Source organism: Streptomyces sp. NPDC000404 (genome assembly GCF_040300365.1).
Taxonomy (GTDB): domain Bacteria; phylum Actinomycetota; class Actinomycetes; order Streptomycetales; family Streptomycetaceae; genus Streptomyces; species Streptomyces ramulosus.
The window spans coordinates 232,723-247,535 of record NZ_JBEPDN010000001.1 but is presented as its reverse complement, the minus strand read 5'-3'; the positions used below and the strand labels follow the sequence as shown (position 1 = coordinate 247,535).

Here is a 14,813-nt window from a genome sequence, read left to right as displayed (position 1 = left end):
CCGTGCCTCCTGAGGGGGATCCTGTGATCGGGCCGTGACCAGACTTACACGCGGGACGAAAGCATGCATTTCCGGCAATTACCATGAGTGAGAAGGGGATCCGCGCGCCACGTCCGCGCCGTCCGTACGTGCTTTAGCGCCATCCGCCACGCCGAAGATCGAGTTCCGGCAGTTAACCCCCGTACGGTCGGGCAGACTCGATGGAAAGCCGAAGGAAACTCGCACCGGGGGGCGATCGGACTTCAGCACCTCCAGGGAAGAGGGTGGATCGTGGATCGCTGCGTCGTCCTGGTGGACGCCGGTTACTTGCTCGGCGCCGCCGCCAGCCTGCTTGCCGGAGAACCCGCCCGGTCCCGGATCACCGTGGACCACGCGGCCCTCATCCAGGGCCTGCGCCGCCGCGCCGAGGCCGACACCGAACGCCCGCTGCTGCGGATCTACTGGTTCGACGGCGCCCCCGACCGCGTCCCGCAGCCCGAACACCGCCGGCTGCGCGTCATGCCCCGCGTCACCGTCCGCCTGGGCGCCCTGACCCGCAGCGACGGCCGCTGGGCACAGAAGGGCGTGGACGCCGCCATGCACGCCGAGCTGACCGAACTCGCCCGCAACCGCGCCTGCTCCGACATCGTGCTGGTCACCGGCGACGGCGATCTGCTGCCCGGACTGATGTCCGCCAAGGAGCACGGCGTCGCCGTCCACCTCTGGGCCGTCCAGGCGGCCGACGGCGACTACAACCAGTCCGAGGACCTGGTCGCCGAGGCCGACGAGCGCCGCGTCCTGGACCGCGCCTGGATCACCCGCGCGGTCCGCGCCAAGGAGCTGGGCGGCCCCTGCGCCCCGCCGCCCGCGCCCCGCCCGGAGATCGCCGCGATCCTCTCCGCGCCGCTGCCCGAGTCCGCGGTGGCCGCCGCTGCCGCCGCGACGTCCACCTCCGGCACCACCGACCGCCCGCGCGGTGCGGACGGCCCGGGCACACCCGCGCCCGCCCGGTCCGGCGGCCGCGAGTCCGCGCCCGCCGACACCAACGGCTCGGGCACCGCCAAGGTCGTCCCCACCCCCAAGGACCTCGCCGGACTCGGCCGCGCCCACGGCAGCGCCGCCGCGTCCGCCGCACCGCAGCCGCCCGCCGCGAGCGCCACCCTGCGCTGGTCGTCCGACCGCGGCTGGGTCGAGCGCGGCGGCCCCGCGGGCGAGCCCTCCGAGACCGCCTCGCTGCCCACCCTCGCCCAGCTCACCAGCGCCGAACAGCGCTGGGCCGACCGCGAGGAGGACATCACCGCCGTCAGCGGTGACCCGTTCGAGGTCGGTCAGGTCTTCGCCCGCCGCTGGACCGAACGCCTCTCGGACACCGTCCACCTCCAGCAGCTCTCCACCGAGTACCCGCGCATCCCGCACCGCATCGACGGCGAACTGCTGCGCTACGCCGCCCGCTTCGGCCTGCTCGCCCACAAGGACGACCAGATCGACGAGCACGACCGGTACGCGATCCGGGCCGGATTCTGGCGCGAGGTGGACCTGCGCACCGCCGCCGGACACACCTCCGCCGCCGACTGACGCCGCCGGTCCGCCGCCCCGCGGGCCGGGCGCGGCCCGCGGGCGCGTACCCTCATAGCTCGTGAGCACGGGCACGAAACAGGCGGAGCACGGCGGAACGGTCTGCGCCGTGCGGGACCTGATCAAGACGTACCCCGCGGTGCGCGGGCGCCGCGGCGCGGCAGGCACGCCCGCACTGCGCGCCAACGACGGCATCACCCTCGACGTGCACCGCGGCGAGATCTTCGGGCTGCTCGGCCCCAACGGCGCCGGCAAGTCCACCCTCGTCCGCCAGCTCACCGGCCTGCTGCGCCCCGACTCCGGCAGCGTCCACGTCCTCGGCCACGACGTCGCCCGCCACCCCGAGCGCGCCGCCCGGCTCCTCGGCTATCTCGGCCAGGAGTCGACCGCCCTCGACGAGATGACCGTCGCGCTGGCCGTGGAGACCACCGGCCGGCTGCGCGGCCTGGGCCCCCGCGAGGCGCGCGCCGAGCGGGACGCGGTCCTCGCCGAGCTGGCCCTCGGCCCGCTCGCCGACCGCCCGCTGAAGAAGCTCTCCGGCGGTCAGCGCCGCCTCGCCTGCTTCGCCGCCGTCCTCACCGGCGACCGTCCGCTCCTCGTCCTGGACGAGCCGACCACCGGCATGGACCCGGTCGCCCGCCGCGCCGTCTGGGCCGCCGTCGACCGCCGCCGCGCCGAACGCGGCGCCACCGTGCTGCTGGTGACCCACAACGTCCTGGAGGCCGAGACCGTCCTGGACCGCGTCGCGGTGATCGACCGCGGCAAGGTCATCGCCTGCGACACGCCCGGCGGGCTCAAGGAGCGGGTCAGCGACGAGGTCCGCCTCGACCTGGTCTGGCGCGACCGGCCGCCGCTCGACGTCCCCGAGGTCGCGGCGCTTCAGCCCGCCGCGCAGGTCGCGGGCCGCCGCTGGACCCTGCGGCTGACCGCCGACCGGGCCCGCGCCGCCGTCGCCGACGTCACCTCCGGCGCCGCCTTCGCGGCCCTGGACGATTTCACCCTCGCCACCCCGAGCCTGGAGGATGTCTACCTCGCGCTCGGCGGCCGCGCCGAGGGACTGGTCAAGGCGTGAAGGGCCGCGCCGCCGAACCGAAGGGCAGAGTGAACGCGTGAGTGGGGTTTCCGCGCAGGCCGTGGCCGGGGCGGCAGCGACGGACGGACGGGCCCGGCCCGGCGCCGCACCGGAGGTGCCCGACCGGGAGACCTGGCCCGCCCCGCTGGCGCCGCGCGCCCGGCTGCTGCCCGCACTCGGCGCCGTCTACCGCGCCCAGCTCTCCCGCGCCCGGGTCGCCCGCATCCCGCTGCTCTTCGTCGCCACCTTCCAGTCCGTCGGGATCATGGTCCTGATGCGCGGGGTGGCCGACGGGCCGGCCGAGGCGCGCGCCGTGGTCGCCGGCTCCAGCGTGCTGGTCGTCGCCTTCGTCGCCCTCAACCTCCTCGCGCAGTACTTCGGGCAGCTGCGGGCCGGCGGCGGCCTCGACCACTACGCGACGCTGCCGGTGCCGCCCGCCGCCGTGGTGCTGGGCGCGGCCGCCGCGTACGCGTCGTTCACCGTCCCCGGCACGGTCGTCACGGCGGTCATCGGCTGTCTGCTCTTCCAGCTGCCGATGGCGCATCTGTGGGTGCTCGCCGCGGTCCTGCCGCTGGCCGGAGCGGCGCTCGCCGGCCTCGGCGCGTTCCTCGGGCTGCTCGCGCCGCGCCAGGAGCTGGCGACGCTCTGCGGACAGCTCGGCATGTCGGCGGCGCTGCTGCTCGGCGTGTTGCCGGCCGAGCGGCTGCCCGCGCTGCTGGACCTCGCCCGCGACCTGCTGCCGTCGACATACGGCGTGGAGGCGCTGATCCGCACCTTCGACGCGGACCCGGACTGGCTCGCGGTCGCCGCCGACCTGGGCGTCTGCGCCGGCGTGGGCCTCCTCGCGCTGACCGCCGCGACCTGGGCGTTCCGCCGCGCCGCGACCCGCTGACCGGCTCCGGGCCCGCCGCCCGGCGTGCCCGCCCGCCGTCCTGCCGCCAAAGGCACCCCGCCCACCTGGCACGATGACGGGGTGACCGCACCGCTGACGCCACGCGACAACCAACCGCCCGAAGAGCCGCACACCCCGCCGACCGCCTCCGGCGCCGGCTCGTCGGCCGAGCCGCCCGCGCATCCGCCGACCGGCGAGGCGCCGGCCGACCCGCCGCTCGGCCAGGAGCTGCGCGAGGCCGCGCTGACCGTGCTCGTGCTCGCGCTCCTCGGCGCGCTGCTCGGCCTGCTCTGGCTCTGGCTGGCCCCGCGGATCCCGCTGGTCGCCGACACCCACAACGTCTACCTCAAGGACACCGAGGGCGAGGAGGCGATCGGCGCCGACGGCGTCTTCCTCCTGCTCGCGGCCGGTTTCGGCATCGTCTGTGCCGCCGTGCTCTTCCGGCTGCGCCGCCGCGGCGGCATCCCGCTGGTGATCGCGCTGGCCGTCGGCGGACTGCTCGGCTCCGTCCTGGGCTGGCAGCTCGGCATGGTGCTGGGCCCGACCGACGACCTCGCCGCCCACGCCGCGCGGGTCGGCCCCGGCGTCGTCTTCGACGGACCGCTGCGCCTGCAGGCCATGGGCGTGCTGCTGGCCTGGCCGATCGCCGCGATGCTGACCCAGCTGGCGCTGACCGGCCTCTTCGGGCCCCGCGACGAGGAGCCGTCGCTGCCGGGGACGCCGGTGCCGGGCGCACCGGACCTGACGAAGGACGATCCGGCGGCCTGACGGGGCGGCGGGCCCGGCCCGCCGCCGCCCGGCCCCGGCCGACGAGCTCCGCTCAGCCCCGCCCGATCGGCGCGACCACGGCCCCGGTGAGGGCGACGAGATCCGCCGGGGCCAGCTCGACCTCCAGGCCGCGGCGGCCGGCCGAGACACAGATCGTGGCGCGGCCCTCGGCCGAGGCGTCCACGACCGTCCGCAGCCGCTTGCGCTGGCCCAGCGGGGAGATGCCGCCGCGGACGTAGCCGGTGCTGCGCTCGGCGGCGGCCGGATCGGCCATCGCCGCCCGCTTGCCGCCCACCGCCGCGGCCAGCGCCTTGAGGTCGAGGGAGCCGGAGACCGGCACCACCGCGACGGTCAGCGCGCCGTCCACCTCCGCCAGCAGCGTCTTGAACACCTGCTCGGGCGCGACCCCGAGCGCCTCGGCGGCCTCCTCGCCGTACGAGGCGGCGGCCGGATCGTGGGTGTAGGCGTGCACGGTGAAGGGCACGCCCGCGGCGGTCAGCGCGACCGTCGCCGGGGTGCCGCCCGCCGCGGACTGCGCGCCCTGGGCCTTCTTCGACTTCTTGGACAACTCGTCGGCGCCTTGCGTTCGGGAAACCTGGCGTGGGACCGGCCGCGCGCGGCCGGGTCAGTTGGGGCTGGTCGGCCGCCGGGTCAGCTCCACGGCCGGCAGCGACGGGAGCTTACCGAGCACCGCCGTCTCCTGGCGCAGGATTTTCAGCTCCTGACCGAGCCGGTCCGCGGTGTCCGGCGCCGCCAGCAGCTGCTGCTTGGCCGGCACGTCCAGCACCGCCGCCGCGGCGACCAGGTACGACAGCACCGACGGATCGCCCGGCAGATCCTGCCCACCGGCCAGCGTCCGCTCGTTCGCCCAGGCCAGCCGCTTCTGATAGGTGCGAAACGCCCGGACCACACCGGACGCGAGCGCCCCGGCGCCCTCGCCGCCCTCCTCCGTCAGCTCCTCCACCTCGGCCGTCAGATACGGCCCGGAGGCGTCCACCGACAGCAGCCGGAAGCGGGTGGTGCCGGTGGCCAGCACCTCGTAGCCGGCGTCCGCCTCGTCGGACTTGGCCCGGATCGTCGTCGCGTCGGCGACACAGCCGATGGTGTGGAACGCGGCCATCGGGTCCTCGCCGAATCCGGCGGCGGGCCCGTCCGCGGCCGGCGCGGTGGCGTCCGGCATGCCCTGCGCGGTCGGCGCCACCTCGCGGCCGTCGCGGATCGCGATCACCCCGAACCGGCGCTCGTCCTCGGGCCGCTCACCGAGGTCGCGCATCAGCGCCCGGTAGCGCGCCTCGAAGACGTTCAGCGGCAGAACGAGTCCGGGGAAGAGCACCGAGTTGAGCGGGAACAGCGGCAGGCGTACGGAGGTCACAGCCGGTAAGCCTAGAGGCTGGGCCGCGCCGCCCGGATGCTGGGGCGCGTCCGCGCGGCCCCGGACGCGCGCGGCGGGGCGAAAGCCCCGGTGGCGGCGGGCCCGGCGGCGGCCCCGCACCCGCGGCGCCGCCCGCGTCCCGCCCGCGGCCCGCGCCCGCCGGCCCGGCCCCGTTACTGCCGCCGCAGCAGCCGCGACGCGCCCGCCGCCACCGTCGTCGCCAGGATCCAGCCCGCGATGATCAGCACCGCCGCCACCCACTGCGCCCCGCCCCGCGGGTTCCACGCCGCCCGCTGGCCCAGATCGATCACCGGCAGCAGCAGATCCAGGACGTAGAGGTACGGGTTCCACGGCGGCGCCTCGCCGACCTTGAGGGGCGGGGGCGGGGAGGAGGCGAAGAAGACCGTGCCCAGCGCCCAGAGGATCGCGATCCACAGCGACGCCCGGCCCGGACGGTAGCCGTACGCCACCGTCCAGTCCTGGAGGAAGCCCCACGCCTTGCCGGCCAGCGGCAGCGTCTCGCGCCGCCGCCGCTGCTTGGCCAGCAGCACCACCCGCGCATCCGCGTCCTCACCGCTGGAGCGCAGCGCCGTGGCCAGCATCTCGTACGGCTCCGGCGCGTACTCCGGCGTCGCCGCGGCCACCCACTGCAACCGCGCCGCCAGCGGGAAGTGCCCCCGCGGGATCAGCGTCTCGTACGCGAACCCGGCCATCTGGAGGCTGCCCGCGCCGGGCCAGCTGGCGGAGCGGTCGACGAGGTTGACGACCCGGGCGCCGGAGACGATCACCCGTCCGCGCTGCGGCCGCTCCCCGAGGAAGCGCAGCTCGGGCGTCTGGATGCGGCGCAGCGACAGCTCCTGGTCGGACTCCATCACGAACCGCGCGTGCTCCAGATCGACCGCGTCGCCGAACCGCCCGTCGTCCAGCCGCATCCCGCCCTCGCACTCGAACCGCTGCATCCGCACGCCGCGCGGCGGCGTGGTGACGGTGCCGTACGCCGGGGTGTGGACCGTGCCGAACGGCGGTGTGGTGCCGGAGGCGAAGGGGGAGTTGGCCAGGCCCGCGGCGGTCAGGTGCAAGGTGCGCTCGACGGTCAGCTGCGGGGCGTTCAGCGCCCGGCGGCCGAACGGGTTGCTCAGCCGGCTGCCGCGCAGGCTCAGCGAGCCGCCGATGGTCGCCCCGCGCAGCGACAGCTCGCCGTACGACTCCAACATGTCGGCCTGGAGGTCCTGTGTGACGGTCAGCCCGTCCGCCACGATCGAGCGGCCCTGGCGGTCCTTGTGCACCACCGCCTGGCTCAGCAGCAGATCCGTGCCGATGTGCGCGTCGGTGAGGCGGATGCCGGAGAGCACCACGCACCGCGGCAGATGCAGATCGCCCTCGGTGGTCAGCCGCGCCGCCTCCAGCCGGGGCAGCGCGCAGTTCACCAGCCGCACCGTCGTGAAATGCGCCTCGGGTAAGACCACCTCGCCCTCGAACCGGCAGTCCCGCAGCTCGACGAATGGCTTGATCGAGCCCCCGGCGACGTCGAGGATGTCGGTGATGTACGCGCCGGTGACCTTCAGCGCGGAGACCCGCCCGGGCTGCGCCGGCGGCCCCTCCAGCAGCAGCAGCGCCAGCACCCGTGCGCGTATCCGGCGCTCCGGCCCCCACAGGAACCGGCCGTGCGGATCGTCCCGGGCCGGATCTCCGATGTGCAGGTCACAGGTGCTGCCGTTGCGGAACGCCTGCCACATGCTCCATTCCGCCGATGTCAGCTGCAGATCCGCCGGTGCGTCCCCGTCCCCGGGCTCGATCACTGTCGTGTCCCCCTTTCGTCTCTGTCTTCCGACGCTGTCCGGATGCGCCCGCGTGTCGGCCGCCGTCCGCGCGCCACACCGGTGCGCGGAGCGGGAACCGGAGGCGGGTGACGGGACACGCCGAAGCCGTCACCCGGCCTTTGCCCGCCCCGTGACCTGTTGAACACGCGTGGTCAGGGCCAACTCCGGTCAACTTCACGGGCCCGTCCGGAGTGCAATGTGCGGTGTATCACTGGGTGATACGGCGAGCGGGTCGAGGGAGCGGGTCTGAGACACTGGGAGGGTGATCTCCCGAATCGATCTGCGCGGTGACGCCCTCCCCGAGGGCGGCGCCCTGCGCGACCTGCTGCCCCGTGCCGAGTTCGACGTGGAAGCCGCACTGGAGAAGGTGCGGCCCATCTGCGAGGACGTGCGCCATCGCGGCACCGCCGCGCTGATCGACTACGCGCGGCGGTTCGACGGTGTCGAGATCGAGCGGGTCAAGGTCCCCGCCGAGGCGCTGGAGCGCGCCCTGGCCGAGCTGGACCCGGCCGTCCGCGCCGCCCTGGAGGAGTCCATCCGGCGCGCCCGCCTCGTCCACCGCGAGCAGCGCCGCACCGACACCACCACCAAGGTCGTCCCCGGCGGCACGGTCACCGAGCGCTGGGTGCCGGTCGAGCGGGTCGGGCTGTACGTCCCCGGCGGCCTCGCGGTCTACCCGTCGTCCGTCGTGATGAACGTCGTCCCCGCCCAGGAGGCCGGCGTCGAGGGCGTCGCGGTCACCTCCCCGCCGCAGAAGGAGTTCGGGGGCCTGCCGCACCCCACGATCCTCGCCGCCTGCGCGCTGCTCGGCGTCGACGAGGTCTACGCCGCCGGCGGCGCCCAGGCCATCGCGATGTTCGCGTACGGCACCGACGAGTGCCGCCCGGTCAACCTCGTCACCGGCCCCGGCAACATCTTCGTCGCCTCGGCCAAGCGCCTGCTCAAGGGCCGGATCGGCATCGACGCCGAGGCCGGGCCCACCGAGATCGCGGTGCTCGCCGACGCCACCGCCGACGCCCGCCACGTCGCCGCCGACCTGATCAGCCAGGCCGAGCACGACACGCTCGCCGCCGCCGTCCTCGTCACCGACTCCGCCGAGCTCGCCGAGGCGGTCGAGGCCGAGCTGAAGACGCAGACCGCCGCCACCAAGCACGTCGAGCGGATCACCGAGGCGCTGGCCGGGCGGCAGTCCGCGATCGTCCTCGTCGACGGTCTCGACGACGGCCTGACGGTCGTCGACGCGTACGGCGCCGAGCACCTGGAGATCCAGACCGCCGACGCCTCCGCCGTCGCCGCCCGGGTCCGCAACGCCGGGGCGGTCTTCGTCGGCCCCTACGCCCCGGTCTCCCTGGGCGACTACTGCGCCGGCTCCAACCACGTCCTGCCGACGGGCGGCTGCGCCTGCCACTCCTCGGGCCTGTCCGTGCAGTCGTTCCTGCGCGGCATCCATGTCGTGGACTACTCCCGCGACGCGCTGGCCGAGGTCGCCCACCACGTGGTGACCCTCGCCGAGGCCGAGGACCTCCCGGCCCACGGCGCCGCGCTGAAGGCCCGGTTCGACTGGAAGGTCCCGCAGAGCAAGTGACGAACAGCCCCGACGCGTTCCCCTGGGACGCCCTCCCCATCCGGGACGAACTGCGCGGCAAGACCCCGTACGGCGCCCCGCAGCTGGACGTCCCGGTCCGGCTGAACACCAACGAGAATCCGTATCCGCTCCCCGAGGAGCTGGTCCGGCGGATCGCCGAGCGGGTCGCCGACGCCGCCCGCGACCTCAACCGCTACCCGGACCGCGACGCCGTCGAACTCCGCACCGAGCTGGCCCGCTACCTCACCCGCACCGGCGGCCACCCGGTCACCGCGGAGCAGGTCTGGGCGGCCAACGGCTCCAACGAGGTCCTCCAGCAGCTGCTGCAGACCTTCGGCGGCCCCGGCCGCGCGGCCCTCGGCTTCGAGCCCTCGTACTCCATGCACGGGCTGATCTCCCGCGGCACCGGCACCGAGTGGATCTCCGGACCGCGCAACGACGACTTCACCATCGATGTCGCGGCGGCCCGGGCGCTGATCGCCGAGCGGCGACCCGACGTGGTCTTCGTCTGCTCGCCGAACAACCCGACCGGCACCGCCGTCGACGCGGAGACCGTCCTCGCGCTGTACGACGCCGCGCAGGCCGCGCGAGCGGAGACCGGCGGCGCGCTGGTGGTGATCGACGAGGCGTACGGCGAGTTCAGCCACCGCCCCTCGCTGCTGCCGCTGATCGAGGGACGGCGCAACCTCGTCGTCTCGCGGACGATGTCCAAGGCGTTCGGCGCCGCCGGGCTGCGCCTGGGCTACCTCGCCGCCGACGCGGCCGTGGTCGGCGCCGTCCAGCTGGTCCGGCTGCCCTACCACCTCTCCGCGGTGACCCAGGCGACCGCGCTGGCCGCCCTGGAGCACACCGACACCCTGCTGAAGTACGTCGAACAGCTCAAGGACGAGCGCGACCGCCTGGTCGCGGAGCTGCGCGCGGCGGGCTGCGAGGTCGTCGACTCCGACGCCAACTTCGTGCAGTTCGGCCGGTTCGACGGCCCGGGCGGCGCGCACGCCGCCTGGCAGGCCCTCCTCGACCGGGGCGTCCTGGTGCGGGACAACGGCGTGCCGGGCTGGCTGCGGGTGACCGCGGGCACCCCGGACGAGAACGACGCGTTCCTCGAAGCGGTACGCGACCTGATGAAGGAGCAGAGCGCATGAGCCGCGTCGGACGCGTCGAGCGCACCACCAAGGAAACCTCGGTGCTCGTCGAGATCGACCTCGACGGCACCGGCCAGGTCGATGTGTCGACGGGCGTGGGCTTCTACGACCACATGCTCGACCAGCTCGGCCGCCACGGCCTCTTCGACCTCACCGTCAAGACCGACGGCGATCTGCACATCGACACCCACCACACCATCGAGGACACCGCCCTCGCGCTCGGCGCCGCCTTCCGGCAGGCGCTCGGCGACAAGGTGGGCATCTACCGCTTCGGCAACTGCACCGTCCCGCTCGACGAGTCCCTCGCGCAGGTCACCGTCGATCTCTCCGGCCGCCCGTACCTCGTGCACACCGAGCCGGAGAACATGGCGCCGATGATCGGCACCTACGACACGACGATGACGCGTCACATCTTCGACTCGTTCGTCGCCCAGGCGCAGATCGCCCTGCACATCCACGTCCCGTACGGCCGCAACGCCCACCACATCGTGGAGTGCCAGTTCAAGGCGCTGGCGCGGGCGCTGCGGTACGCCAGCGAACGCGATCCGCGCGCCGCCGGAATCCTCCCGTCCACGAAGGGTGCCCTGTGAACGGCATGTCGACCGCCTTCATCCTGGTCGGTCTCTTCCTCGTCGGTGGCATCTACTCCTTCTGGAAGCAGAAGATGCCCCGCAGCCTGATCACGCTGCTGTCCATCGGCGCGGCGATGTGCCTCGTCGCCGGGGTCATGCGGCTGGAGGTGTGGAATTGACGGCCGCGAAGAAGGTCGTGGTCTTCGACTACGGCTTCGGTAACGTCCGCTCCGCCGAGCGCGCCCTGGCCCGCGCCGGCGCCGAGGTGGAGATCACCGGCGACTACGACCGCGCGATGAACGCCGACGGGCTGCTGGTCCCCGGCGTCGGCGCGTTCGCCGCCTGCATGCAGGGGCTGCGCGACGCCCGCGGCGACTGGATCGTCGGCCGCCGCCTCTCCGGCGGCCGCCCGGTCATGGGCATCTGCGTCGGCATGCAGATCCTCTTCGCCCGCGGCATCGAGCACGGCGTGGAGACCGAGGGCCTGGACGAGTGGCCCGGCACCGTCGGCCCGCTCAAGGCCGACGTCGTCCCGCACATGGGCTGGAACACCGTCGAGGCGGCGGACGGCTCCCGCCTCTTCGCCGGTCTGGACGCGGACGCCCGCTACTACTTCGTCCACTCCTACGCGGCGCACGACTGGGAGCTGGAGATCGGCAACCCGCACATCGCCGCCCCCAAGGTCAGCTGGGCCACCCACGGTGCGCCCTTCGTGGCCGCGGTCGAGAACGGCCCGCTGTGGGCCACGCAGTTCCACCCCGAGAAGTCCGGTGACGCCGGAGCCCAGCTGCTGAGCAATTGGATCGAGACCCTGTGATGGCCCACCCCAAGCTCGAACTCCTCCCCGCCGTCGACGTGCGCGACGGCCAGGCCGTCCGTCTGGTGCACGGCGAGTCCGGCTCCGAGACCGCCTACGGCGACCCGCTCCAGGCGGCGCTGGCCTGGCAGCAGGCGGGCGCCGAGTGGCTGCACCTCGTCGACCTCGACGCGGCGTTCGGCACCGGCGACAACCGCGCGCAGATCGCCGAGGTCGCCCGCGCCATGGACATCAAGGTCGAGCTGTCCGGCGGCATCCGCGACGACGCCTCGCTCGCCGCGGCGCTCGCCACCGGCTGCCGCCGCGTCAACCTCGGCACCGCCGCGCTGGAGTCCCCCGAGTGGGTCGCCAAGGTCATCGCCGAGCACGGCGACAAGATCGCGGTGGGGCTGGACGTCCGCGGCACCACGCTCCGCGGCCGCGGCTGGACCCGCGACGGCGGCGACCTCTACGAGACGCTGGCCCGCCTCGACTCCGAGGGCTGCGCCCGGTACGTCGTCACCGACATCAACAAGGACGGCACCCTCCAGGGCCCCAACGTCGAGCTGCTGAAGAACGTCTGCGCCGCCACCGACCGCCCCGTCGTCGCCTCCGGCGGCGTCTCCTCCCTCGACGACCTGCGGACGCTCGCGTCGCTGGTGCCCGAGGGCGTGGAGGGTGCGATCGTCGGCAAGGCGCTCTACGCGAAGGCGTTCACCCTGGAAGAGGCGCTGGCCGCAGTGGCCTGACCGGACGACCGAGAGGCGGCGTGATGACCATCGAGCGGGTACGGACCCAAAGTCCCTGGGAAGAGACGATCGGCTTCGCCCGCGCGGTGGCCGCCGGCGACCGGGTCCTGGTCGCCGGCACGCTGCCCTTCACCGACGGCGGGGTGCTCCAGGGCGAGGGCGACCCCTACGAGCAGGCCCGGGCGGCCTTCGGCAACGCCCTGGCCGCCCTGGAACCGTTCGGCCTGGACGCCGCCGCCGTCCTGCGCACCCGGATGTATCTCACCCATGTGCGTGACGTGGACGCGGTGGGCCGCGCCCACCGGGAGATCTTCGCCGCCGCGCCGCCGGCCGCGACCCTGGTCGTGGTCTCCGGCTTCGTCGACCCCCGCGTACTGGTCGAAGTAGAACTGGAAGCCTTCAAGCCCGAAGGCTCCGAGCAAACCCCCGAAGGAGCCTGACGCCATGACCCTGGCGGTCCGTGTCATCCCCTGCCTGGACGTCGACAACGGCCGGGTCGTCAAGGGCGTGAACTTCCAGAACCTCCGCGATGCGGGCGACCCCGTCGAGATGGCCCGGATCTACGGCGAGGAGGGCGCCGACGAGCTGACCTTCCTCGACATCACCGCCTCCTCCGGCAACCGCGAGACCACCTACGACGTGGTCCGCCGCACCGCCGAGCAGGTCTTCATCCCGCTGACCGTCGGCGGCGGCGTGCGCACCGCCGAGGACGTCGACAAGCTGCTGCGGGCCGGCGCGGACAAGGTCGGCGTGAACACCGCGGCGCTGGCCCGGCCCGAGCTGATCCGGGAGATCGCCGAGCGGTTCGGCAGCCAGGTGCTGGTGCTCTCCGTGGACGCCCGCCGGGTGAAGGCCGCCGACGGCACCACCTCCTTCGAGGTGACCACGCACGGCGGGCGCCGCTCCGCCGGGGTCGACGCCGTCGAGTGGGCGCACCGCGCCGCCGAGCTGGGCGCCGGCGAGATCCTGCTGAACTCCATGGACGCCGACGGCACCAAGGACGGCTACGACACCGAGATGATCGAGGCGGTCCGCCGGCACGTGTCCGTCCCCGTCATCGCCTCCGGCGGCGCCGGCCGGCTCGCCGACTTCGCCCCCGCGGTCGCCGCGGGCGCCGACGCGGTGCTGGCCGCCTCCGTCTTCCACTTCGGCGACCTGCGCATCGGCGAGGTCAAGGGGGCCCTGCGGGAGGCCGGACACCCCGTGCGCTGAGGCCGGGCGCCCGCCGGCCCGACGGGGGAGGCGGGCCATCCGGGTGCCCCGACGACGGGCGCGGGCCGGTACCGCGGGCCCGCCCCGGCCGTCCGTGCTCAGATCCCCAGCGCCGCCTGCCGCGCCCCGGCGACCGCCTCCGGGTCGCCCTCCAGCTCCACCTTCGCGGCCCGCTGCCGGCCGAAGGTGAAGAGGGTCAGCTCACCGGGCTCGCCGACGACCGTCACCACCGGCGCGCCCCGCTGGGCCACCGCGGTGCGTCCGTCCGGGCGCCGCAGCACCAGGCCCACCGGCGACTTCCGGCCCAGCAGCTTCGCCATCTTCTCCAGCCGGGACCAGAGCGCGTCCGCGAAGATCGGGTCCAGCTCCCGCGCCGACCAGTCCGGCTGCGCCCGCCGCACGTCCTCGGTGTGGACGTAGAACTCGACGGTGTTCGACGCCTCGTCGATCTGCTTCAGGGCGAACGGCGACATCCGCGGCGGCCCGCTGCGGATCAGCCCCAGCAGCTCCTCGTACGGCTTCGCGGTGAACTCCGCCTGGACCCGCTCCAGGCGGGCCGCCAGCGGCTTGAAGAGCAGACCGCCCGCCGCGTCCGCCCGGCGCTCGCGCACCACCACATGGGCGGCCAGATCGCGGGTGCGCCAGCCCTCGCAGAGCGTCGGGGCATCGGGGCCGACGCTCTCCAACAGGTCGGCGAGCAGGAGCCGTTCACGCTTCGCATGGGTCGACATACGGCCACCCTACGGCCGGCCCCGCCGCCCTGCCACGCCGCGGCCCGTCCCGCGGCCCCTCCCACCGGGGCTTTCTTCCCGCTCCCCGCCGGCCCGCGGCGCCCGCCCGGCGGCCTTCGCACGGCACAATGGCCCCATGACCAGCCGCGCCACCGACACCGCCCCCGCCGACCGGCCCGCCGCCCCCGGCAGCACCGCCCTCGACCCCGCCGTCGCCGCCCGCCTCAAGCGCGACGCCGACGGCCTCGTCCCGGCCATCGCCCAGCAGCACGGCACCGGCGAGGTCCTCATGCTGGGCTGGATGGACGACGAGGCGCTGCACCGCACCCTGACCACCGGCCGCTGCACCTACTGGTCCCGCAGCCGCCGCGAGTACTGGGTCAAGGGCGACACCTCCGGCCACGTCCAGCGCGTCCGCTCGGTGGCCCTGGACTGCGACGCCGACACCGTGCTGGTCACCGTCGAGCAGACCGGCGCCGCCTGCCACACCGGGGCCCGCACCTGCTTCGACGCCGACGTCCTGCTCACGGACGGCGACCAGTAGGCTC

The 14,813-nt window shown here is 74.5% G+C and carries 17 protein-coding genes; 13 read left to right on the top strand and 4 right to left on the bottom strand.

Going from position 1 to position 14,813, the window contains the following annotated elements:
- Positions 1-270 precede the first annotated feature (270 nt).
- The 4 genes from ABT345_RS01100 (at position 271) to ABT345_RS01085 (ending at position 4,286) form a co-directional block, all read left to right on the top strand.
- Positions 271-1,554, top strand: a complete 1,284-nt coding sequence (locus tag ABT345_RS01100) for an NYN domain-containing protein (protein WP_345083189.1) — start codon at positions 271-273, stop codon at positions 1,552-1,554.
- Positions 1,555-1,615: 61 nt separating this feature from the next.
- Positions 1,616-2,626: an ABC transporter ATP-binding protein gene (locus ABT345_RS01095; RefSeq protein ID WP_345083186.1), complete on the top strand. Its 1,011-nt coding sequence runs from the start codon at positions 1,616-1,618 to the stop codon at positions 2,624-2,626.
- A 37-nt stretch (positions 2,627-2,663) separates the two neighbouring features.
- A complete protein-coding gene (locus tag ABT345_RS01090) occupies positions 2,664-3,518 on the top strand; it encodes an ABC transporter permease (RefSeq protein ID WP_386461328.1) in 855 nt (284 codons plus the stop codon).
- An 81-nt stretch (positions 3,519-3,599) separates the two neighbouring features.
- Complete coding sequence (locus ABT345_RS01085; RefSeq protein WP_345083183.1) at positions 3,600-4,286, top strand: ABC transporter permease; 687 nt, start codon at positions 3,600-3,602, stop codon at positions 4,284-4,286.
- A 52-nt stretch (positions 4,287-4,338) separates the two neighbouring features.
- On the opposite strand, the gene ybaK is transcribed toward ABT345_RS01085, so the two are convergent.
- The 3 genes from ybaK to ABT345_RS01070 form a co-directional block, all read right to left on the bottom strand.
- Positions 4,339-4,854: a Cys-tRNA(Pro) deacylase gene (gene ybaK, locus ABT345_RS01080; protein WP_345083180.1), complete on the bottom strand. Its 516-nt coding sequence runs from the start codon at positions 4,852-4,854 to the stop codon at positions 4,339-4,341.
- A 57-nt stretch (positions 4,855-4,911) separates the two neighbouring features.
- Positions 4,912-5,658, bottom strand: coding sequence for an LON peptidase substrate-binding domain-containing protein (locus tag ABT345_RS01075; RefSeq protein WP_345083177.1), 747 nt, complete (start codon positions 5,656-5,658; stop codon positions 4,912-4,914).
- Positions 5,659-5,831: 173 nt separating this feature from the next.
- On the bottom strand, positions 5,832-7,457 hold the full coding sequence (locus tag ABT345_RS01070) for an oxidoreductase (protein ID WP_345083175.1): 1,626 nt from the start codon (positions 7,455-7,457) through the stop codon (positions 5,832-5,834).
- Between the two features lie 283 nt (positions 7,458-7,740).
- Between ABT345_RS01070 and hisD the strand changes: the two genes are divergently transcribed.
- Genes hisD through hisF form a run of 8 tightly spaced genes read left to right on the top strand, consistent with a single transcriptional unit; the run spans position 7,741 to position 13,534 of the window.
- Positions 7,741-9,063 carry a histidinol dehydrogenase gene (hisD, locus tag ABT345_RS01065; RefSeq protein WP_345083172.1) on the top strand — a complete coding sequence of 441 codons (1,323 nt, stop codon included), beginning with the start codon at positions 7,741-7,743 and terminating at the stop codon, positions 9,061-9,063.
- The gene (locus ABT345_RS01060) at positions 9,060-10,205 is read left to right on the top strand and encodes a histidinol-phosphate transaminase (RefSeq protein ID WP_345083169.1); all 1,146 of its coding nucleotides are present in this window, start codon (positions 9,060-9,062) and stop codon (positions 10,203-10,205) included. The genes hisD and ABT345_RS01060 overlap by 4 nt, the downstream gene beginning before the upstream one ends.
- Entirely contained in the window at positions 10,202-10,795 is a 594-nt protein-coding gene (hisB, locus tag ABT345_RS01055; protein ID WP_345083166.1) for an imidazoleglycerol-phosphate dehydratase HisB, read from the top strand. Before ABT345_RS01060 ends, hisB begins: the two co-directional genes overlap by 4 nt.
- Positions 10,792-10,956 (top strand): CG2302 family histidine operon protein, encoded by a 165-nt coding sequence (locus ABT345_RS01050; RefSeq protein WP_186000424.1) that lies wholly within the window; start codon positions 10,792-10,794, stop codon positions 10,954-10,956. Before hisB ends, ABT345_RS01050 begins: the two co-directional genes overlap by 4 nt.
- On the top strand, positions 10,947-11,594 hold the full coding sequence (hisH, locus tag ABT345_RS01045) for an imidazole glycerol phosphate synthase subunit HisH (RefSeq protein WP_345083164.1): 648 nt from the start codon (positions 10,947-10,949) through the stop codon (positions 11,592-11,594). Before ABT345_RS01050 ends, hisH begins: the two co-directional genes overlap by 10 nt.
- Positions 11,594-12,322 (top strand): bifunctional 1-(5-phosphoribosyl)-5-((5-phosphoribosylamino)methylideneamino)imidazole-4-carboxamide isomerase/phosphoribosylanthranilate isomerase PriA, encoded by a 729-nt coding sequence (gene priA, locus ABT345_RS01040; RefSeq protein ID WP_030281672.1) that lies wholly within the window; start codon positions 11,594-11,596, stop codon positions 12,320-12,322. The genes hisH and priA overlap by 1 nt, the downstream gene beginning before the upstream one ends.
- 23 nt (positions 12,323-12,345) lie before the next feature.
- A complete protein-coding gene (locus ABT345_RS01035) occupies positions 12,346-12,762 on the top strand; it encodes a RidA family protein (protein WP_345083153.1) in 417 nt (138 codons plus the stop codon).
- Positions 12,763-12,766: 4 nt separating this feature from the next.
- Positions 12,767-13,534 carry an imidazole glycerol phosphate synthase subunit HisF gene (hisF, locus tag ABT345_RS01030; protein ID WP_345083150.1) on the top strand — a complete coding sequence of 256 codons (768 nt, stop codon included), beginning with the start codon at positions 12,767-12,769 and terminating at the stop codon, positions 13,532-13,534.
- Positions 13,535-13,632: 98 nt separating this feature from the next.
- Here hisF and ABT345_RS01025 read toward each other — a convergent pair whose 3' ends face one another.
- Positions 13,633-14,265 carry a TIGR03085 family metal-binding protein gene (locus ABT345_RS01025; protein ID WP_345083147.1) on the bottom strand — a complete coding sequence of 211 codons (633 nt, stop codon included), beginning with the start codon at positions 14,263-14,265 and terminating at the stop codon, positions 13,633-13,635.
- 136 nt (positions 14,266-14,401) lie between these two features.
- On the opposite strand from ABT345_RS01025, the gene hisI reads away from it, so the two are divergent.
- The gene (gene hisI, locus ABT345_RS01020) at positions 14,402-14,809 is read left to right on the top strand and encodes a phosphoribosyl-AMP cyclohydrolase (protein WP_345083144.1); all 408 of its coding nucleotides are present in this window, start codon (positions 14,402-14,404) and stop codon (positions 14,807-14,809) included.
- The last annotated feature ends 4 nt before the right edge of the window (positions 14,810-14,813 follow it).